Origin of the sequence: Rhodobacter ferrooxidans (assembly GCF_000176015.1) — a bacterium.
In the GTDB taxonomy this organism is placed as follows: Bacteria; Pseudomonadota; Alphaproteobacteria; order Rhodobacterales; family Rhodobacteraceae; genus Pseudorhodobacter_B; species Pseudorhodobacter_B ferrooxidans.
The window spans coordinates 24,394-45,262 of the sequence record NZ_ACYY01000024.1; the positions used below are offsets into that span (position 1 = coordinate 24,394).

Annotated in this window: 18 protein-coding genes; 2 read left to right on the plus strand and 16 right to left on the minus strand. The window is 65.1% G+C overall.

All coding sequences use genetic code 11. The annotated features are described in order from the left end of the window. Positions 1-95: 95 nt before the first annotated feature. From RSW2DRAFT_RS14420 to RSW2DRAFT_RS14495, 16 genes are all read right to left on the minus strand, one after another. The gene (locus RSW2DRAFT_RS14420; protein ID WP_008032221.1) at positions 96-731 is read right to left on the minus strand and encodes an ATP-binding cassette domain-containing protein; all 636 of its coding nucleotides are present in this window, start codon (positions 729-731) and stop codon (positions 96-98) included. Next, positions 728-2,434, minus strand: a complete 1,707-nt coding sequence (locus RSW2DRAFT_RS14425) for an ABC transporter permease (protein WP_008032224.1) — start codon at positions 2,432-2,434, stop codon at positions 728-730. The genes RSW2DRAFT_RS14420 and RSW2DRAFT_RS14425 overlap by 4 nt, the downstream gene beginning before the upstream one ends. Further along, positions 2,431-3,612: an ABC transporter substrate-binding protein gene (locus RSW2DRAFT_RS14430; RefSeq protein WP_008032225.1), complete on the minus strand. Its 1,182-nt coding sequence runs from the start codon at positions 3,610-3,612 to the stop codon at positions 2,431-2,433. Before RSW2DRAFT_RS14430 ends, RSW2DRAFT_RS14425 begins: the two co-directional genes overlap by 4 nt. A 10-nt stretch (positions 3,613-3,622) precedes the next feature. Beyond that, complete coding sequence (locus tag RSW2DRAFT_RS14435) at positions 3,623-4,225, minus strand: CDP-alcohol phosphatidyltransferase family protein (protein ID WP_008032228.1); 603 nt, start codon at positions 4,223-4,225, stop codon at positions 3,623-3,625. Then, positions 4,222-5,733: a dihydrolipoyl dehydrogenase family protein gene (locus RSW2DRAFT_RS14440; protein WP_008032231.1), complete on the minus strand. Its 1,512-nt coding sequence runs from the start codon at positions 5,731-5,733 to the stop codon at positions 4,222-4,224. Before RSW2DRAFT_RS14440 ends, RSW2DRAFT_RS14435 begins: the two co-directional genes overlap by 4 nt. A gap of 121 nt (positions 5,734-5,854) precedes the next feature. Beyond that, positions 5,855-7,489 carry an NAD(P)-binding protein gene (locus RSW2DRAFT_RS14445; protein ID WP_008032233.1) on the minus strand — a complete coding sequence of 545 codons (1,635 nt, stop codon included), beginning with the start codon at positions 7,487-7,489 and terminating at the stop codon, positions 5,855-5,857. Next, positions 7,486-8,499 (minus strand): thiamine pyrophosphate-dependent enzyme, encoded by a 1,014-nt coding sequence (locus tag RSW2DRAFT_RS14450; RefSeq protein ID WP_008032236.1) that lies wholly within the window; start codon positions 8,497-8,499, stop codon positions 7,486-7,488. The genes RSW2DRAFT_RS14445 and RSW2DRAFT_RS14450 overlap by 4 nt, the downstream gene beginning before the upstream one ends. Next, positions 8,496-9,755 carry a 2-ketoisovalerate ferredoxin oxidoreductase subunit alpha gene (porA, locus tag RSW2DRAFT_RS14455; protein WP_008032238.1) on the minus strand — a complete coding sequence of 420 codons (1,260 nt, stop codon included), beginning with the start codon at positions 9,753-9,755 and terminating at the stop codon, positions 8,496-8,498. Before porA ends, RSW2DRAFT_RS14450 begins: the two co-directional genes overlap by 4 nt. Further along, the gene (locus RSW2DRAFT_RS14460; RefSeq protein WP_008032239.1) at positions 9,752-10,429 is read right to left on the minus strand and encodes a 2-oxoacid:acceptor oxidoreductase family protein; all 678 of its coding nucleotides are present in this window, start codon (positions 10,427-10,429) and stop codon (positions 9,752-9,754) included. Before RSW2DRAFT_RS14460 ends, porA begins: the two co-directional genes overlap by 4 nt. 73 nt (positions 10,430-10,502) lie before the next feature. Then, positions 10,503-11,633: an ABC transporter permease gene (locus RSW2DRAFT_RS14465; RefSeq protein WP_008032241.1), complete on the minus strand. Its 1,131-nt coding sequence runs from the start codon at positions 11,631-11,633 to the stop codon at positions 10,503-10,505. Continuing rightward, positions 11,633-12,568, minus strand: coding sequence for an ABC transporter ATP-binding protein (locus RSW2DRAFT_RS14470; protein WP_008032243.1), 936 nt, complete (start codon positions 12,566-12,568; stop codon positions 11,633-11,635). The genes RSW2DRAFT_RS14465 and RSW2DRAFT_RS14470 overlap by 1 nt, the downstream gene beginning before the upstream one ends. Next, entirely contained in the window at positions 12,565-13,506 is a 942-nt protein-coding gene (locus RSW2DRAFT_RS14475; RefSeq protein WP_008032246.1) for an HlyD family secretion protein, read from the minus strand. The genes RSW2DRAFT_RS14470 and RSW2DRAFT_RS14475 overlap by 4 nt, the downstream gene beginning before the upstream one ends. Further along, the gene (locus tag RSW2DRAFT_RS14480; protein ID WP_008032247.1) at positions 13,503-14,156 is read right to left on the minus strand and encodes a TetR/AcrR family transcriptional regulator; all 654 of its coding nucleotides are present in this window, start codon (positions 14,154-14,156) and stop codon (positions 13,503-13,505) included. Before RSW2DRAFT_RS14480 ends, RSW2DRAFT_RS14475 begins: the two co-directional genes overlap by 4 nt. 46 nt (positions 14,157-14,202) lie before the next feature. Next, complete coding sequence (locus tag RSW2DRAFT_RS14485; protein ID WP_008032248.1) at positions 14,203-17,316, minus strand: efflux RND transporter permease subunit; 3,114 nt, start codon at positions 17,314-17,316, stop codon at positions 14,203-14,205. Beyond that, a complete protein-coding gene (locus RSW2DRAFT_RS14490; protein ID WP_008032249.1) occupies positions 17,313-18,434 on the minus strand; it encodes an efflux RND transporter periplasmic adaptor subunit in 1,122 nt (373 codons plus the stop codon). The genes RSW2DRAFT_RS14485 and RSW2DRAFT_RS14490 overlap by 4 nt, the downstream gene beginning before the upstream one ends. 263 nt (positions 18,435-18,697) lie before the next feature. Further along, on the minus strand, positions 18,698-19,954 hold the full coding sequence (locus RSW2DRAFT_RS14495) for a PAS domain-containing protein (protein ID WP_008032250.1): 1,257 nt from the start codon (positions 19,952-19,954) through the stop codon (positions 18,698-18,700). 255 nt (positions 19,955-20,209) lie between these two features. Here RSW2DRAFT_RS14495 and RSW2DRAFT_RS14500 point away from each other — a divergent pair, with 255 nt between their 5' ends. Together RSW2DRAFT_RS14500 and RSW2DRAFT_RS14505 are read left to right on the plus strand one after the other, a co-directional pair. Beyond that, positions 20,210-20,497, plus strand: coding sequence for an STAS domain-containing protein (locus RSW2DRAFT_RS14500; protein WP_008032251.1), 288 nt, complete (start codon positions 20,210-20,212; stop codon positions 20,495-20,497). Then, the gene (locus RSW2DRAFT_RS14505; protein WP_008032252.1) at positions 20,494-20,868 is read left to right on the plus strand and encodes a response regulator; all 375 of its coding nucleotides are present in this window, start codon (positions 20,494-20,496) and stop codon (positions 20,866-20,868) included. Before RSW2DRAFT_RS14500 ends, RSW2DRAFT_RS14505 begins: the two co-directional genes overlap by 4 nt. Position 20,869: the final 1 nt, after the last annotated feature.

A 20,869-nucleotide genomic window follows, 5' to 3' on the forward strand; every position in this document is an offset into this window, starting at 1 on the left:
ACCCCGTGCAAGTCATTGACGGCACGAGCCTGCGGGCGGGTTCAGCCGGAGTCGTGGGCAAAGAAGGCGAAGATGTCAATGTGCTCGGCGCAAGGTCAGCCCAGCGCCACCACAGCACCACCCGCCGCGGCGGCATCGTCGGGATCATGCGTGACCATCAGCGCGGGGATGGCACGGGCCTTGACGTGATCAAGGGTGAAGCGGCGAATCTCGGCCTTCAGCCCCGCATCCAGATTGGCAAAGGGTTCGTCCAACAGCAACGCCGCCGGTTCCGCCAGCAAAGTGCGCATCAGCGCGGCGCGGGCGCGCTGACCGCCCGACAGGGTGGCGGGATCGCGGTCGTGCATCCCGGCCAAACCCGCCTGATCCAGCGCCGCCTCGACCGCGGCCCGCCGCAGCTTGCGACCGCGCAAGGCGGCAGGCAGTCCAAAGGCCAGATTGTCACCCACCGACAGATGCGGAAACAGCAACGCCTCCTGAAACACCAGCCCGATCCGTCGCGCTTCGGCGGGCAGACGGGAGACGTCGTGGCCGGACAGCAAAACCTGGCCCGACAGCCGGAAGCCATGCGCCAGATGCCCGCCGATGGCGTCCAGCAATGTCGATTTGCCCACGCCCGACGGCCCCATCACCGTGACCACCGCGCCTGCCGGAATGTGCAGGGTCAGCGGCGCGAACAGGGCGGTGCCTGTGGCGGAATGGATGCAGAGGGCGTGCAGATCAAGGCTCATGCGGCGGCGGCTCCGGTCAGGCTGCGGCGGTTGCGGTGCAGCAGGGCGGGGACCGCGAAGGCGGCCAGATAGGCGGCAAAGGGCAGGGCGGCCTGCAGGGTTGCGTAGACCCCGGTGATGCGGCGGTCCGACCCCGACGACAGGGTGACCGCCTCGGTGGTCAGGGTGGCGATGCGTCCGGCCCCGGTGAACAGCGTCGGCAGGTATTGCGCCACCGACACCGCCACGCCGATGGCAGCGGCGGTGAGGATCGGACGCAGCAGGATCGGCAGCTTCACCGCCCATAGCCTGCGCCATGGCCCGGCCCCCAGGGCGGCGGCGGCGTGCAGCATCCGGCGGTCCAGCGCCCGCCAGGGGTCGGACAGCGCGATCATCACATAGGGAAACACGAACAGCGCCTGCGCCCAGATCACCGCACCAATGCCGCCCGAGATACCAGCCCGCAGAAACACCACGTTCAGCCCGTAAAGAAAGCCGATCTGCGGCAACAGCAGCGGCAGGTAGATCAACGCCTCGGCCCAGCGTGTGCGGCTGCGATGGCCGCGATCCTCGCCCTCCAGCCAGGCGATGGCCAGGGTCAACGACAGCGTCCCCGTCGCCGCCGCCAGCAACATCGTGTTGCCCAGCGCCCGCAGCCAGCCCATCTGCGCCGTGGCCCAGGGCTCCAGCGACCAGCTTTGCGGCAAAAGCTGCGGAAAGCTCCAGCGCCAGGCCAGCGACCAGACCAGCAGCGACAGCATCGCCAGCGCGCCCGCCGCCAGCAGCACGGCCACCCCGGCACTGGCCGCCCAAAGCCCCGGTTCCGCCGACAGCCCACGGCCACCCCGGCGCAGCCACCAGCGGCCCAACCGCCGGGCAAGCCCCTCGCCACTCCACAACAGCGCCACCGCCAGCGCCACCACCACCGCCTGCAGGATGGCCCCGGCCGAGGCGGGCAGCAGCATCGCCGGGTCGGCATCGGTGAACCAGCGCGTCACCGCCACGGCCAGGGTTGGCGGGTTGGAAGGGCCGAGGATCATCGCCATGTCCACCACCGACAGCGCATAGGCCAGCACCACCCAGACCGGCAGCCGGATCAGCGGCCAGACCTGCGGCATGATGATCTTGATCCAGACGATACCGCGCCCATAGCCCAGCGCCCGCCCCGCCGCCATCTGCTGCGCCACCGCGATCTGGCTCAGCGCCGACAGCATCACCAGCAAGAGGAACGGCACCTCCTTGACCATCAGCCCGGCCAGCAGCGCCAGCCCCCAGCCATCGTTCACCGTGGCCCAATCGGGCGGGCGGTCCCAACCGGCCAGCGGCGCCACCACCCGCGCGATCCAGCCCGAGGGCGCCAGCACGAAAGCCAGCCCCACCGCCATCGCCGCATGCGGAATCGCCAGAAACGGCGTCAGCATCCGGGCACTGGCGGCGGGGGTCATCTGCGCATGCACCGTGGCGCAAAAGCCGGTGGCCAGCAGCAGCGACAGCAGGGTGGAGCCAATCCCGGTCACCAGCGTCAGCCGCAGGCTGGTGGCAAAGCCCGGTAGCGCCGCCAGATCGTGCCAGGGCTGCAACGTCCATTCCGTTCGCCCCAGCGCGGGCAGGATGCCAAAGGCGGCGCGACCGGTCTGCCACAGCCCAAGCGCGATCGGCGCGATCAGGCCCAGCCCGACCACCGCCAGCACGCAGGCCCGTAGCAGGCGACCATCGCGGCTCATCTGGTGGTGCGCGCCGCCCATTCCGCGGTCAACCGGGTCATCCAGCTGGCGTGCGGCTCCAGCAATGTCGGGCCAAGGTCGGCCACGGCGGGCAGGGCAGGCGCCGTGGGCAGGGCGGCAAAGGCCGCTTGCGCGGCAGCGTCCAGTTTCGCCGGGTCCAGCACCGAGAACGACCCCAGAACCTCGATGTTCTGCATCTGCGCCTGGGTCGCCGGGTCCAGAAGGAAGTTCGCCACCACCTCGGCGCCTTCGCGATGCGCGGCGTTGTAGGGAATGGCGACGAAGCTGATATTGCCGATGCTGCCGCCCCTGGGCACGAACACCCGCGCGGTTTCCGGCAACAAGCCCTGCGTGATCGCAGCGGCGGTCGAAGCGGGGTCGAAGGACATGGCGATATCCACCTCGCCATCGTTCAGCAGTTGCTGCTGCACCGACTGGTTTTCCGGAAAGGTCTCGCCGCCGCGCCACAGGTTCGGGCGCAGCGCGTCATACCAGACCCAGAGGGGGGCGGTGGCGGCGGCAAAGGCGTCGTCGGTGACCGGTTGTTGCAGCACCGCAGGATCAGGCGCCAGCTCGATCAGCGCCTGTTTCAGGAAGGTGGCCCCCATGAAATCCGATGCATCGGGATGGGTGAACCGCCCCGGATGCGCCGCCGCCCAATCGACAAAACCGGCCATGCTGTCGGGGACCGCATCAACGCGGGCCGAGTCGTAGGTGAACACGAACTTCGCCAGCCGCCACGGGCTTTCCATGCCTTCGACCAGCGTGGTGAAATCGACCGAAGCCGGCGACGTCGGCCCGAGGTCCAGATACTGCGCATTCGGCAGCCCGGCCACGAAGGGCCCATGCAGCAGGCCCTGTTCCTTCATCGCCAGAAAATTCGGGCCGTTGATCCAGATCAGGTCCACCGCGCCGCCGCTGTCCTGCCCCGCGGCCTTTTCCGCGATCACCCGTGTCACCGCCTCGGCGGTATCGGTCAGCTTGACCTGTTCGACCTTGACGCCGAATTGCGCCTCGGTCTGCGCGCCGACCCAGGCGATGAAGGCGTTGGTGCGCGCGTCGCCACCCCAGGCGTTGAAATAGACGGTCTGGCCACGCGCCGCCGCCAGGGTTTGCGGCCAGTCGGCCAGCGCCGGGGTGGCCAGGGTCAGCGACAGGGCAAGAGCGGCAAGTTTCATCATGTCTTCCTTAACGAAAAGCCTGCCAGCCCTGATGCCAGCGCATCGCCGTGGTCAGCGCGCAGGCGGCGGCAAAGGCATAGGCCAACAGGGGAAAGGCTGCGGGATAGAGGCACATCGCCGCAAAGACTGCAATGGTTTCAGCGCCTTCGGTCAAACCGCCAAGGTAGTGGATGCCCTTGGCCGGAGTGTCGGCCGCCGTCAATCCGCGCCTGGCCGCGATGCTGGCAAAGGCCAGAAACGACGATCCGGTGCCGACGAAAGCCGCGATCAACACCGCCGCGGGCAGGGCGTTGGCGGCGGGGTCGGCCAGCGCGAAGCCCAGCGGAAACAGCGCGTAGAACACGAAATCCAGCGCGATATCCAGAAAGGCGCCGCGGTCGGTGGGGGTGGAAAGCCGGGCCATGGCGCCATCCAGCCCGTCGGCCAGCCGGTTCAGCGCCAGCAGCGCCAGCGCCAGCCCGAAGGCGCCGAACGCCAGCGCCGGCACCGCCAACGCGCCCAGCACAAAGCCTGCCAGCGTCATCTGATCGGCGGTGACATGCCGCGCCAGCCCGCGCGCGGGCGGGGTCAGCAACCAGCGTTGCAGCGGTGCCAGCCTTGCGTCGATCATCCGCGCCTCCAGCGGTGGTAACGTTCTGCGATGGCCAGCAGCGCTGGGTTCACATGCGCGCGGCGCCATTCCCCGGCGGCGTATTTGTTGGCCTCGGCCAGCGTCGGGTAGATGTGGATGGTGCCAAGGATCTTGCTCAAGCCCAGCCCGTGCTTCATCGCCAGCACAAACTCGGCGATCAGATCGCCCGCGTGTGCGCCCACCAGCGTCACCCCCAGAATCCGGTCCTTGCCCGGCACGGTCAGCACCTTGACGAAGCCTTCGGCGCTGCCATCGGCAATGGCGCGGTCCAGATCGTCGATGCCATAGCGCGTCACCTCATGGGGGATATTCTGCGCCACGGCCTCAGCTTCCGACAACCCGACCCGCGCCACTTCGGGGTCGCTGAAGGTGGCCCAGGGGATCACCCGGTAATCCGCCTTGAAGCGCTTGAAGCTGCCAAACAGCGCGTTCACCGTGGCAAACCAGGCCTGATGGCTGGCGGTGTGGGTGAACTGATAGGGGCCCGCCACATCGCCTGCCGCCAGGATGTTGGGATAAAGGGTTTCCAGATAGTCGTTGGTTTCGACCACGCGGTTCACCGGGATGCCCAATTCCTCCAGCCCGAAACCCTTCAGGCGCGGGCTGCGGCCCACAGCGGCGATCAGGTCGTCAAACGCGATCCGGCGGGTCTGCCCCTGATGCTCGACCTCGATCCACTTCGCCCCATCGGTCACGCCGCAGGCCAGCGCCTTGTACCCCGTCAGCACGGCAACCCCGTCGCGTTCCAGCGCCGCCTGCACCAGCGCCGACACCTCGGCATCCTCGCGGATCATGAGGCGCGGGGCCATTTCGATCTGCGTCACCTGCGATCCCAGCCGCGCGAAAGCCTGCGCCAGTTCGGTGCCGATCGGGCCGCCACCCAATACGACCAGCCGCTTGGGTGCTTCGGTCCGGTCGCGAAGCTTGTCCCAAAGCGTGTCCGAGGTCAGATAGCCCACATCGTCGATCCCCGGAAGCGGCGGCACAAAAGGTGCAGCACCAGTGGCGATGATGATCGACCGGGTGGTCAGCCGCTGCGTGGAGCCATCGGGAAAAGCCACCTCGACCGTCCAGGGGTCGATCAGCCTGGCATAGCCTTGCAGAACCTCGACCCCCAGATCGGCGTAGCGTTCCACGCTGTCATGCGGGGCGATGTCGGCAATGACGCCGTGCACCCGTTCCATGACGCGGGCAAAGGAAAACGTCGGGGTGGTGCCCTGCAGACCATAGTGATCGGCATGGCGGATATGGTGGGCCAGTTTGGCCGATTTGATCAGCGCCTTCGAAGGCACGCAGCCATAGTTCAGACAATCGCCGCCCATCTTGTGCGCCTCGATCAGCGTCACTTTCGCCTTGGTGGCAGCGGCGATATAGGCCGAGACCAGCCCCGCCGCCCCTGCGCCGATGACAATCAGGTTGCGGTCGAATTTGCCAGGACGCGTCCAGCGGGCATAGACCTTGCGGCGGGTCAGGGTGTTCAGGAACATCAATGCAATCCAGCGGGAAATGCCCGGAAGCCAAGCCTATGCAGAACGCCGGTCGAAGCAATGGGTGTTACAGCTCACCGCCAGTCACTTTTCTGTATCAATCCCGAAGGGACCGGTGCCCTCAGCTTTCCTCGGGCACCATGTCGATGGCCCCGCAGGGACATTCGGCAGCACAGATGCCGCAGCCTTTGCAATAATCCAGATTGATCGTGAACCCCATGCCGGAGCCCAGCTTGATCACCGCATTGTCCGGGCAGACGCCATAGCAGGTGTCACATTCAAAGCAGTTGCCGCACGACAGGCAGCGGCGGGCCTCGAACAGGGCGTTGGCCTCGGTCAGCCCGCCCTGCACCTCGTCAAAGCTGGAGGTGCGCCGGGCCAGATCAAGCTGTGGCCGCAAGGACGCGGGGGCGTCGGAGTAATACCAGGTGTTCAGACGATCAAACCCGGCCAGTGGCCGCTCTGCTGGCGGTGCCAGCTTGGTGCCGTGCAGCCAGGCGTCGATATGGCGCGCGGCTTTGGCACCATGGCCGATGGCGACGGTGACATTGCGCGCGCCCGGTGCCATGTCGCCGCCGGCAAACAGACCGGGCTGCCCCGTCATCATGGTTTCCGGGTCCACCAGCACCACACCATCCGCAGTCACCAGACCGGGGATCGCGGCCAGCAACGACATGTCCACATCCTGCCCCAGCGCCAGCACCAGCGAATCGGCGTCCAGCGTTTCGAACACGCCGGTGGGCTGCGGTTTGCCCGCGGCATCCAGTTCCATCTTTTCGATGGTCAATTGCCCACCCTCGGCACCGGTGATGGTGGACAGCCAGCGCACCTTGACGCCTTCCTGCAATGCCTCCTCAAGTTCAAAGTCATGTGCTGGCATCCGCTCGCGGGTGCGGCGATAGACAATCACCGCCTCGGACGCACCCAGACGGCGGGCCGTGCGGGCCACGTCGATGGCGGTATCACCACCGCCGTAAACCACCACGCGGCGCCCCAGCATCGGCGGCCCCGCCCCTTCCATCGAGCGCAGGACGGCGACGGCATCCAGAATCCGTGCCGAATCCTTGGCCGGAATGAAGGCGCGTTTGGCGATATGGGCGCCGATTGCCAGAAAAGCGGCGTCGGCGTGGGTCTCTGCCATGCTGGCCGCCAGATCGGAGACCTTTTCGCCATAGCGGAAGGTCACGCCCATCGCGGCAATGCGCGCCACTTCGCCGTCCAGCACCTCGCGCGGCAGGCGGTATTTCGGGATGCCAAAGCGCATCATGCCGCCGGGGCTGTCGCCGGCTTCGATCACGGTGACCGCATGGCCCAGCCGGCGCAGATGATAGGCCGCGGCCAGACCCGAAGGCCCGGCACCAACCACCAGCACGCGCTTGCCGGTTTCCATCGCGGGCGGCGCAAACGCCCAACCCAGTTTCAACGCCTCGTCGCCCAGAAACCGCTCGACCGAGTTGATGCCGACCGCCTGATCCAGCGTGCCGCGGTTGCAGGCGGTTTCGCAGCTGTGATAGCAGACCCGACCCATGATCGCCGGAAACGGATTGTTCTGCGTCAGGTGCCGCCAGGCGGTTTCGTAATCGCCACTTTCGGCGTGAAACAGCCAGCCCTGGATATCCTCGCCCGCCGGGCAGGCATGATTGCAGGGCGGCAGACGGTGCACATAGACCGGCCGCTCGGTGCGCCAGCTTCCGGTCTTGTTGGCCAGCGATGATCCGGGGTCCAGCGTGATGGCGAAGGGTTTCTTCATGGTCATTCTGCCGCCTCCAGCAACCCGAAGCGGCGAATGTTCTTGTCAGCCATGGCCTGGATGCGCGCCACGATATCGGGCCGCCCCTTGTCCCCGAACAGGTGCGCAAACCGCTTCTGCAGCCGCAGATAGTTTTCCACCGGCTGCTGGTGGCGGATTTTCGTCACCGCCGTGATCTCGCCGCCCTTGGCCTCGAACACCGGGAACAGCCCGGTTTCGCGCGCCAGCCGCGCCAGACGGATGGTATCGCAACTGGCGGCACCCCAGCCCAGCGGGCAGGGCACGAGAATTTGCAGATAGCGGGCACCGTGCAGGCTCATGGCATGTTCGACCTTGGCTTCCAGATCGCGCAGGTCGGCCACGGTGGCGGTGGCGACATAGGGAATTTCATGTGCCATGGCGATCAGCGGCAGGTTCTTGCCGCGCCCGAACTCCTCGCCGGGGTTGGGGCCAAGCGGCACGGTGGTGGCGGTGCGCGCACCGGGCGGCGTGGCCGAGGACCGCTGCACACCGGTGTTCATGTAGCCTTCATTGTCGTAGCAGATGTACAGCACGTCATCGTTGCGCTCGAACATGCCCGACAGGCAGCCGAAACCGATGTCGGTGGTGCCACCGTCGCCGCCCTGCGCAATCACCCGCACCGCACTGCGCTCCAGCCCCGCCTTGCGTGCCTTGACCGCCAGCGCTGCCGCGATGCCCGAACCCACAGCGGCGGCATTGCCGAACAGGCTGTGCAGCCAGGGCAGCTTCCACGAGGTTTCGGGATAGGGGGTGGAAAACACCTCAAGACAGCCGGTGGCATTGGCCGCGATCAACTGCCCGTCGGTCGCCCGCATCGCCGCATCCACCGCATAGCGCGCGCCCAGCGCCTCGCCGCAGCCCTGACAGGCGCGATGCCCCGAGGTCAGCGAATTGTCGCGCTGGATCGAGGCCTGAACGGCGCGGTGCTCTGGGTCCAGAAGCCGGTTGCCAACCGTGAAGGTGCCCGTCTGGTAGAACTTTATGTTCTGCGTCATGGCTTTGCCTCCGGGGCGGGTTTCTGGCCGATGTCGCGCAGCAGGTTTTCGGCAATCGGGCCCGAGCGGCGCATCGACGCCTCGCGCGCAAGCTGGCGGTTGACGATCTCCCAGTTCAGGTCAAGGAAGGTCAGCGGTTGCAACCGGTCGGCCATCACGTCATCCAGCATCCGCTGCAAGGACGCCTGGGTGATCGGCCGCCCGCCAAGCCCGGCAATCACCGTATGGCCAACGGCCGCCATCCCCGACATTGCCTTGCGCACATCCAGCGCCACCACGCCGCCCAAACCCACCGAAAAGCTTTTTTCCAGCACCACAAAGTGCTTGACCCCGGCCAGCGCCGCCCGCACCGCCGCCAGCGGGAACGGGCGGTAAGACCGGATCGACAGCAGCCCGATCTTTTCGCCAGCAGCCCGGCGGGCGTCGATCACTTCCTCCAGCGTGCCCACCACCGAGCCCAGCGCCACCACCGCCGTGTCGGCATCCTCCAGCCGGTAACCGCGCACGAGGCCCCCCGCCTCACGGCCGAACACCTGCGCGAATTCGGCGGCGATCTGCGGAATACGGTCCAGCGCCATGGTCTGCTTGGCATGGGCGATGTAGCGCACCTCCATGAAGGCCTCTGGCCCCACCATCGCGCCGATGGAAACCGGGTCGGCCGGGTCCAGCACCTGCCGGGGTTCATAGGGCGGCAGAAAGGCATCCACCTGCGCCTGCGTCGGCATGTCCACCTGTTCATAGGCATGGGTCAGGATGAAACCATCCATGCAGACCATCACCGGCATCGACATTTCCTCGGCCAGCCGGAACGCCTGGATATGCAGGTCCAGCGCCTCCTGGTTGCTTTCGGCAAACAGCTGAATCCAGCCGCAGTCGCGTTGGCTCATGCTGTCGGAATGGTCGTTCCAGATGTTGATCGGCGCCCCGATGGCGCGGTTGGCCAGCGTCATCACGATCGGCAGGCCAAGACCCGAGGCGTTATACACCGCCTCGACCATGAACAGCAGGCCCTGGCTGGCGGTGGCGGTATAGGTGCGCGCGCCTGCAGCCGAAGACCCGATGGCTACGCTCATCGCCGCGAATTCGCTTTCAACATTCAGGAACTCGCAAGGTGTCAGCGTGCCACCCTTGACCATCGCCCCCAGCCCCTCGACGATATGGGTCTGTGGCGAGATCGGATAGGCGCAAATCACTTCCGGGCGGCAAAGCGCAACCGCCTCGGCCACCGCGAGGGAACCTTCGATTTGCCGGATCATCTTGCAGCCTCCAGATCGGCCAGCATGGCATGGGCCTCGGTTGCCGCCGCGACATTGCGCCGGGCGATGTCGCCATGGAATTTCTCGCCGATGGCATGCACCACGGCCGCCAGCGAAATGATCCCGGTCATGGCGGCAAACCCCCCCAGCAACACGGCATTGGGCAATGGTCTGCCCAAGTGTTTCATCGCGATTTCGGTTGCGGGCAACGTGACCACATGCCCCTTCGGCAATTGGGCCGCGATCTCGGTCAAGCCGAGGTCTTCCAGACTGCGGCGCGTGTTGATCAGCACATGCCCTTTCGGATCAAGCCCTTGAAATACATCAATTTGCTGCAACAGATGCGCGTCCTGCACGATCAGAACGTCGGGTGCCTGGATCGGCTCGCGCAGCCGGATCGGCCGATCGTCGATCCGGCAGAACGCCACGACCGGCGCGCCGGTGCGTTCGGAACCAAAGCTGGGAAAAGCCTGCGCGTGGCGACCTTGAAAGAAGGCTGCCACCGACAGCATTTCCGCGGCCGTCACCACGCCCTGGCCGCCACGACCGTGAATACGAATCTGAAGAATGTGATCAACCCCCAAACGAATTGCGTTGCCGACGGCTTGTGGCGGCCGGATGACCTCCACATTGCGCCACAGGACCGCCGTGGCGTTGACTTGGATCAATTGCACGGGTTTCCTGCGTATCAGCAGTTTTTGAACGGCGCGGTGGGTCTGAAAGCCCCTGCGGTTCCCCGCTTGCGCCTTAGTCCAGCGTCTGCCGATAGCGTTTCAGCGCCACCGCCACGATCACCAGCGTGATGATGCCGATGGCCAGCAGGTCGCCGCCAATGTCGGCCAGCCCGGCCCCTTTCAGCATCACCTTGCGGGTGATGCGCAGGAAATGCGTGGCCGGAATACCGGTGCCAAGGGTCTGCGCCCAGCCTGGCATCCCGGCAAACGGGAACATGAAACCGGAAAGCAGGATCGACGGCAGGATGGTGAAGAAGGCAAGCTGCATCGCCTGCATCTGTGATCGCGCCACAGTGGACACCAGAAACCCCAGCGCCAGATTGACCACGATATAGAGGTTGAAGCCGACGAACAGCGCCAGCGGCGCGCCGATGAACGGCACATCGAACACCACCCGCGCCGCCAGCAGAAAGACAATGGTCTGGACGTAACCCACCAGAATATATGGCGTAATCTTGCCCAGCATCACTTCCAGCGGTCGCACGGGGGTGGCGATCAGCGCCTCCATCGTGCCCTTCTCGGTCTCGCGCACGATGGCGACGGCGGTGATCATCACCATGGTCATCGACAGGATGACACCCAGAAGACCCGGCACGATGTTGGTGGCGGTGCGGCCCTCGGGGTTGAACTGCTTGTGCACGGTCACGCTGAACGGCGGCGGGGTGGGCACCTTGGCTGCGACGGCGCCGGTCAGGCTTTGGCTGATGGCACCGGAGACTATGCCCGACAAGGCCGCCACTGCCGCCCCTGCCGCCGAGGGGTCGGAGGCGTCGGCTGACAGCAGCAGATCCGGTGCAAGGCCCCGCATCACATCACGTTCGAACCCCGGCGGGATCACCACCACAAAGTTGGCAGAGCCGTTGCGCAGGGCGCGGTCGCCTTCTTCGGCGCTGGTCACCACGCCCTGAAAGTCGAAATAGTCCGAGGTCTGCATGCCCATCAGCACCGCCCGCGTCACCGGGCCTTGGTCTGCCATTTCCACCAGCGTCGGCAGGTGCTTGGGGTCGGAGTTGATGGCAAAGCCGAACAGGAAAAGCTGCATGATCGGGATGCCGATCATCATGGCAAAGGTGACGCGGTCGCGCCGCATCTGCACGAATTCCTTGAACAAGACGGCGCCAAAGCGGGCGAAAGAGAACGCCATCACTCGCCCTCGCTGAAATTGTCCGACGCCCCGGCCATCAGGTAGATGAAGGCCTCCTCCAGCCCGCCCTTCTGTTCATGCCATTGATGCGTGCCCAAGGCCGATTGTTCCGCCGCCACCCGCGCCAGCGCCGCCGCATCGGTGCCCGACACATGCAGCACCGCACCAAACCGCGCCACCTGCTCCACCCCCGGCGTCTGCCGCAAGGCGGCCTCCAGCGCGCCGATATCCGGCCCTTCAACCTGCCAGGTGGTCAGCCCGATCATGCCCGGAATATCCCGCGCGGGGCCGGAAATCAGCTTCTTGCCGTAGGCGATATAGGCGATGAAATCGCATTGCACCGCCTCGTCCATGTAGTGCGTTGACACCAGCACCGTGACCCCGCGCGCCGCCAAGCGCCTGATTTCATCCCAGAAATCGCGCCGGGCCTTGGGGTCCACCCCGGCGGTCGGCTCGTCCAGCAACAAAAGCTGCGGGTCGTGCAACATGCAGGACGCCAGCGACAGCCGCTGCTTCCAGCCGCCCGACAGGGTGCCCGCCAACTGCCCGGCGCGGTCGGCCAGCCCAAGGTCGGCCAGCGCCGCATCGACCCGCGCCTTGCGGTCCTTCATGCGGAACATCCGGGCGATGAAATCCAGATTCTCGCGGATCGTCAGGTCCTCATAAAGCGAGAAGCGCTGGGTCATGTAACCCACCTGCTCCTTGATCTGCTGGCTTTGGGTCAGGATGTCGTGGCCAAGGCAGGTGCCGGAACCGCCATCGGGGGTCAGCAGCCCGCACATCATGCGGATCGTGGTGGTCTTGCCAGAGCCGTTCGGCCCCAGAAAGCCATAGATCGCCCCGCGCGGCACATCCATGTCGAAGCGGTCCACAACGGTGCGGGGGCCGAACCGCTTGGTCAGCCCGCGCACCGATATGGCCATCTCGGCGGTCATTTTCGCGCCAGCGTGACCGGCTGGCCCGGCAACAGGCCCTTGCCCTGGCTGACCGAGGCCTCGGCGCGGAACACCAGCCTTGCCCGCTCGTCGCGGCTATACAGGATCGGCGGCGCGTATTGCGGGTCGGACGCCAGCCGGGTGATGCTGGCGGTCAACCCTTCCGGGCAGCCGTCGCAGGCCAGCGTCAGGGCGTCCCCCACGGCAAACCCGGCGCGGTCGGGTTCGGGGATGAAGAAGATTGCGGAAATCGCCCCTTCCGGCAGGATCGAGACCACCGGCGCGCCGGTTGCCGCCACCTCGCCCGCATCGAAGAACAGCTTTTCGATCACGCCGCCGACTGGTGCTGTCAGCACCCGGTCCGACAGGTTGACCCGCGCCAGATCGGCCTCGGCCCGGCGCTGGTCCAGCGTCGCCTGCGCCGCCAGCACCAGGGCTTGCCGCGCGGGCAGTTGCGCCACCCGCAACTGCGCCGCCAGTTGTTCCATCTGCGCATCGGCGCTTTGCAGCGCGGCGCTGAGTTGGTCCACCTCGGCCTGCGGCACCCGGCCTTGCGCCAGCAACTGGCTGGCACGGTCGAGGTTCAGCCGGGCCAGCCGCTGATCGGCCTCGGCTTTGTGCAGGCTGGCGCGGATCACCTCGATCTCGTCCTCGCGGCTGCCGGTTTGCAGGTTTTCCAGGGTCGCCTGCGCCACCGCCACTGCCGCCAGCGCCGCCTGCAACTGCGCCGCCTGGCTGGTATTTTCCAGCGTCGCCAGTTGCTGGCCGGCCTGCACCGCAAGGCCTTCGGTCACCGGAATCGCCACGATCCGCCCGGCACTGACCGGGGCGACATAGACGTAATCAGCCTCCAGATAGCCGTTGAACACCTGATCGGGGGCCGGGCCAAGACCCACGGCCGCCAGCAGCCAGAGGATCGCGTCGCCAAAGCTGCTCATGCCTTGCCCTCCGGCTCCAGACCCGCGAACAGCAGGGTCAGATGGTTGTCGATCAGCGCCTGCATCGCCAGCTCGCCCCCCGTCAGGATGCCGAACACCTCGGCCAGCAGGATGTGCAGGAACACCGGGCCGATCAGGCTGCGCAGGGTCAGGCTTGGGTCAACTGCCCGGATATGCCCCCCCGCCACGCCCTGCGCGATCAGCGCGGTCAGCGCGGGCAACACCCGGTCCAGCATTTCTTCGCGATACATCTGCGCAATTTCGGGTGCGGTCACGGCCTCACGCAGCACCAGTTTCGGCACCGCCAACACCGAGGGGTCGGTGAGATTGGTGGCAATCTGGGTCATAACGGCGCGCAAAACGGGGCGCGGATCGCCCTGATAGCTGGTGATCTGCGCCAGCGCCCGGTCGGCCAGCGGCACCACGGCGCGGCGCACAAGACCTGCCAGAAGCGCCTTTTTCGACGGGAAATAGAGGTAAACCGCCGCCTTCGACAACCCGGCGCGATGGGCGATCTGTTCCACCGTTGTGCGTTCGAACCCGGCTTCGGTGAACAGATGCAGGGCGGCATCCAGCACCTCGTCGGGGCGCGCCCCGGCCCGCCTGCGAAACTTCGGTTCACGGTCGTTTGAGGCGGAATGTTTTTCCATGCCCCTTAATAACTAACCGGTCAGTTATTTGCAAGCAGCCAGGCGGTCACGCCGAGGGCTGGGCCTTGCGCCAGAACCGCCAGTTGCGCTTTTCACGCGGCTTGTCGCTGCGGCTGACCAGCATCAGCATTGACGGCGTCACCAACAACGTCAGCACCGTCGCAAAGGCCAGGCCGTAAACGATGGCGCTGGACAGCGCGATCCACCATTGGGTGGAGGGCGCACCAAAGGTGGTCTCGTGGCTCATCAGTTCGATGTTCAGCCCGAAGGCGATGGGCAGCACGCCCAGAATGGCGGTCATCGCCGTCAGCACCACTGGCCGCGCCCGCTCGCGGCAGGTCTCCAGGATCGCCTCGATCTTGTCCATGCCGCCGTGGCGCAACTCGTCGTAGGTGGCGATCAGCACGATGTTGTTGTTCACCACCACGCCCGCCAGCGCGATCACCCCGATGCCGGTCATCACCACACCGAACGGCTGGCCCATGATCATCAGGCCAAGCAACACCCCGATGGTGGACATCACCACCGCCGACAGCACCAGCCCGACCGAGATGAACTTGTTGAACTGCGCCAGCAGCACGCCGAAGATCAGGAACAGCGCCGCAGCAAAGGCCTTGGACAGGAAGGCCCCGGCCTCGGCCTGTTCGACATCCTCGCCGGCCATGGTCCAGCGCAGACCGGCATCGGCATAATCTTCGGTCTTGAAAATGTCGGTCACCATCGCCGCAACTGCATCGCGCACCGGCTGGGCCTGCACGCCTTCGCGGATGCCGGCCTGCACCGTCACGGTGCGCGCGCCGTCGATCCGGGTCAGGGTGCCAGTGGTCGGCGCCGCCACCCGGGTGACGAAGTTCGAGATCGGCACCGGCCCATCCGGCGTTTCGATCCGCAACTGATCCAGCGCCGAAACCGTGCGCTGCGCGGGCGGCAGGCGCAGCACGATATCAACCGCGTCATCCGACCCGGCCGGGCGGAAATCCGACAGCTTCAGGCCCGAGGTGACAAGCTGCACCACCGCCCCCACGGCACCGGGAGAGGCGCCATAACGCGCGGCTTCACCCCGATCGACCTTCAGCTCCCAATCAATGCCGGGCAGCGGCAGGCCGGAATCTATATCGGTCACGTCAGGGTTCTGCGCCAGTCGCTGCGAAACCAGACGGGCGGCATCATTCAGCCCGGCAGGGTCGTTGGCGGAAAGCCGGATCTGGATCGCCTTGCCGGTGGGCGGGCCCGCGGCAGGAACGGAAACTTCGATATCGACGCCGGGGATACCCTGCATCGCGCCGCGCAGGTCAGTCAGGATGGCGTTGGCCTGCTTGCGCTCGCGCCAATCGACAAATTCATACTGGATGGTGCCGATCACATCGGCAGGCGCCTCGTTGCCGGCGCCACCACCGCTGCCCACACGGGTATAAACGGTCTCCACCCCTGGCCAGCCCAGCAGGCGCGCTTCGGCCTGCCGCACCAGCGCATCCTTTTCGTCAATCGACAGGTTGCCGCGCGACTTGACGTAAAGCAGGCCATAATCCGGTTCGACATTGGGGAAAAACTCCACCCCCTTGCCGATCTGCGTATAGGTGAAGGGCACCGCCACCAGCGTGCCCAGCGTCAGAAACAGCACGATAACCGGGTGCCGGATCGCCTTGCCGACCAGCCACATGTAGCGGCCGTCCTTGTGCGCCGGCGCTTCCTTGAACGGCCGGGCGATGATGGTCCCCAGTGTCGGCACGAAGATCAGCGCATAGACCATCGAGGCCGACAGCGTGGCGATCAGCGTGATCGGCATGTATTTCATGAACTCGCCGACCACGCCGGGCCAGAACAGCAAGGGCGAGAAGGCGGCGATCCGGGTCATGGTCGAGGCGATCACCGGCCCGGCCATGCGATGCGACGCCTCGGTGAAGGCCGCGCGTTTCTCCATCCCCTCGCTCATCCGGCGTTCGGCATATTCGGTGACGATGATCGCGTCATCGACCAGCATCCCCACCGCCAGGATCAGGCTGAACAGCACGATCAGGTTGATGGTCAGCCCGGCCATCTGCAGCCCCAGGATGCCCATCAGGAACGACGCCGGAATCGCCAGACCGATCAGGATCGACGAGCGAACCGACAGCACATACAGGATGACGATGAATACCAGCACCACCGCGGTCAGCACCGAGTTCTGCAGATCGCTGAGCAACTGGCGGATGCTGGTCGATTTGTCCTGGCTGAAGCTGACCTCGACGCCTTCGGGCAGTTGCGTCTGCAACGCGGCGGTGATCGCCTTCACCTGATCGACGGTTTCGATCAGGTTGGCGCCGCTGCGTTTGGACACTTCGATGGCCACCGCGGGCTTGCCGTCAAGCCGCGTCACGGTCTCGGGGTCTTTCAGTGTCGGCCTGATCTCGGCCAGATCGCGGGTGCGCACGATGGCATTGCCGCTGGCCACCACCGGCAGATTGGCCAGATCTTCCACCGTCTCGATCAGCGACGGCACCTTGATGGCATAGCGACCTTCGGCCCCTTCAAGCGACCCCGCGGCGATCAGCCGGTTGTTGGCGTTGAACCCGGCGATCATGGTATCGGGGCGCAGGTTGTAGGACGACAGCTTGGCCGGGTCGATGATGATCTCGACCAGATCGTCGCGCACGCCTTGCAATGCTGCATCCAGCACGCCGGGAATTTCCTCGATCCGGTCGCGCAACTCGCGGGCGGTGGCGGCGAGCAACCGTTCGGGCACGGCGCCGGACAGAGTGACCACCAGCACCGGGAATTCCGAGATGTTGACCTCGTTCACCGTCGGCTCGTCAACGCCATCGGGCAGATCGCGCTTGGCGTCATCGACCTTGTTGCGCACATCGACCAGGGCGGTATCCAGATCGGCCCCGGCCTGAAACTCGATGACCACATTGCCGCCGCCCTGAAACGCGGTGGCGGTCATCTTCTTGATGCCCTGAATGGATTTCAGCGCGGTTTCCATCGGCCGCAGCAGCAACCGCTCGCTGTCCTCGGGCGAGATGCCCTCGTAGCCCAGGCTGACATAGATGATCGGAATCTGGATGTCCGGCTCGGCTTCCTTGGGGATCGAGATATAGGCCATGGTCCCGGAAAGCATCAGGAACAGCAGGATCGAGATGGTCAGCCGGGCATTGCGGATGGCAATTTCGACGATCTTCATTGCATCGCCTTCGCGGCCTCGGCGGCCGAAATCTCGTGCACGATCACCTTGTCGCCATCCCGCACCAGATCCTGACCCGCCACGACCACCCGCACACCCTGCGGCACGCCCGAGACGATCATGCCTTGTTCGGTGTCGTCGATCAGGGTGATCGGCGCAAAAGCCGCCACATCGTCGTCGCCCAACACCCGCAGGCCGATCACGCCGGCCTCGGAGATGGTGATGATCGAGCGCGGCACCAGCAAGGCTTGCTGCGGCGGCGCATAGACCCGCACTTCGGCGGTCATGCCGGCCGGGATCTTGTGGTCGGCATTGGGCAGCGCCACCTCCACCAGAAAGGTGCGGGTCACGTCCGAGGCCTGACGGGCGACATGGCGGATGGTGCCCTGCATCTCGGTGCCATCGACCAGCCGCACCTTTGCCGCCGTGCCGACCGCTACATAGCCCACGTCAAGCTCGCTGACCTCGGCCTTCACCACGATCGGGTCCAGCGCCAGGATCGTGCTGACCGGGGTGCCGACCTGAACCCATTCACCGATCTCGACATCGACCGTTTTCACGGTGCCGCCAAACGGCGCCTTAAGTTGCAGGCGGTCTTCGGCGGCCCTGGCTTGCGACAGTGCGGTTTCGGCGGCGGATTTGGCCGAACGCCGTGCCGTCAACTCCAGCTCGGGCAGACTGCCGCGGGAATACAGCGCCTCGCCCACCGTCAACTGCTCGGTCGCCTGGTTCAACGCGGCGCGGGCGGCAGAGACTGCGGCGATGACATCGACACCTTCCAGCGTCATCACCAGTTCGCCCGGAGCAATATCGGCACCCTGTTCGACCCCAAGTTTCTCGACGATGCCATCGGCGCGGGCGGCCAGCACCACCTGCTTGTCAGGCTCGGTCACGCCCGAGATACGGATCTCGCGCGCATGGTCGATGAAGTCAGGCCTCACCGCCGCCACGGTGCGCAGGTTGGTGGTGGCAGGCGGTGCAGCCGGTTTATCCGCCGCCGCAGCCAACGCCGGCTCTTCACTGCCGACGGCGGCAAACTGGCCGGTGGCTACCCAGGCCGCTGCCGCGAAAAGCACGATGATGGCCAGGATTCGGTGGCCCTTGAACTTTTTCAACATGCGAGTTCAACTCTGACTTCTGTCCCGAGGCGCCGTTGAATCAGCGTTCGGTCTGCGTGCTGATGTAGCCCAAAGCCCCGCCGTCGCAAGATTTATTTCTTTGATGGAAAGGTCAATGCGCAGTGTCGCCAAGCGACTGCATCTGCGCGGATCTGTGCCCGCAAGGTGCCGCAATGATCAAAAAAGACCTCTGCGCGACAATTTTCGCACCTGAAACCGGCGCCCGATGCGGCAGATATGGCCCCAAGGCGCGCGCCAGAATCTCAGTCGATCATGCGCGTTTGAGCCTGGCGTTGGTAGGCATTGATGGCGACCTTGATGGTGGCAGACAGATCCATGAGCACCTGAAGCCGCTGAGCGATATCGGCATGACGCAGGTCAAGCTGGTCAATGGTCGAGGAAAGGCCGACACCATCCGCCCCAAGACGCCCGCTTTCCACCCGCCCCATCACCCGAATTGTATCCAGCCCCAACATCATGCGCCGGATCTCGCTGCTGGACTGATTCAACTCGGTGGACACGTGTTCGGCATTCAACATCGCCACTCGCGCACGTTCAACAAACTCTTTATCAATTTCAGCAAGATAGACCTTTTCCGTCTTGACGTCGATCGGCGTTGTGCTGTGGTCCTCGGTCGCAAACTGGCGCGGCACTTCGGACAAAAGCCGGGACGTCCCTGCCAGGAAAAACGCCAGACCAACACTGTCCGACATGGTGAGACACAGATTCTGATCGGCACCGGCGAAAGCTTCGAGCCGCCGGGTGATCTCGGTTGACGCGAATTTGTAATTGTCAGAGATCGCCGAAATCGGCCCGCCTGAAGGCTCCAACCGCGAGGCAATGATGCGCATGTTGGTCGGAATGGACTGGAGCGCGTCGAAGTCCTGCATCAGAGCGGCCTGCTGCTCCAGCGTTGACCGCAGGCATTGCTTGATCGTGGCAAGGGCGCGGACCTGCACCATGTTCGAACGGCCGAGTGCCGAGTCACGGACGGCAAATTCCTGCTCCAGCACGGCATGCATGAATTGGCAATATGTGGGAAAGCCGGCCTCTGCCAATCGCGCAAACAGCAGTTCACACGACCGGTCCGGCGACAGCGATTGGGCTTTTTCCAGCGCCGCAATTTCCGCATAGATTGTCTTGACGATAGAAAAGCTCGCGCCAGAGGGTTTGATCCTGACCGAGAGGTAGCCATCTTCTGTGGGAACGATGACGGCCAAAACCCAATACCAGCCGCCACGCTGCGATTTGTTCTTGACGTAGGCAACCATCGGCCTGCCCGCCTGGATGGTCTGCCACAAGAGCCAGAACACAGCTTTTGGCGTGTCGTGGTTGCGCACAAGCCGGTGCGGCGCGCCAATCAGCTGGTCCCATCCAAAACCGGAAGTCCGGCGAAATACCTCGTTTCCGGCGCGAATGATGCCGCGTTTGTCGGTGCGGGAGAAGAAGACCTCGTCGATCCCGAAGGCTTCTTCGCCCGCGTCCGTGGCGGACAGATCAATGGCTTTGTTGAAGGTCATGTTCATTCCGTCCGGCAAGGTGGATTTGGCTCACCTTACGATCGAGGCGTTAAGGCTTGGTAAGCCCGGCCGGGAATCGGGTCGGCCAAACCGCCTGAAGTCGGTTTAACCCCAACAAGAAGAATAAAATTTTACCGGAAAGTCAGCAACAGGGGCCGGTTGCGGGAAACTTCTTCTTAAGAGAGCAAACCTAATTCTGGGCCACATTCAACGGTCAACGGCTGCGATGTGGCTACGGCGGGGACGGATCTCACAATGGCTGACAACTGGAAAAACTTTGTTCTCTCCGAGAATTTCAGACCCGCCGATGACGGGCGGCTGAAGCTCTTTCTGCTGGAGAACCCAAGGTCCGCCGTGCGGATCAGCGCGGCAAACCTGCGACGGCTGGATACGATGCTGCTGGAGCTGCTGCTTGTGGCCGCCCGCAGCTGGCGGATGCAGGGCCTGGCGTTCGAGGTCACCGAGGTGCCGCAGCCGATCGAGGATGCGTTCGTGCGATTGGGCACAACACCCGACCTGCTGGTGCGGAGGGTGGTAGCGTGACGATCAAGGTTCTGGCCATCGACGATTCCCGCACCATCCGAAGTCTTGTGCAAAAGGTGATGGAGGAAGCGGGCTTTGAATGTGCGCTCGCCGATGACGGGGTGCAGGGCGTCGCCCGCTTTGTGGAAAATCCGCCCGATGTCGTGATCACCGATATCAACATGCCCAATATGGATGGTTATGGGGTGATTGCCGCCATTCGCGGCGGCTCGGTGCATCGCAATGTGCCGATTCTGGTGTTGACCACCGAAAGTGCCCCCCACCTGAAAGCCAGGGCGCGCGATGCCGGCGCGACCGGTTGGATCGTGAAACCGTTCGACGACGTGGCCATCGTTTCGGTGGTTCGGCGGGTAACCGGGGCGAGGGCCTGAC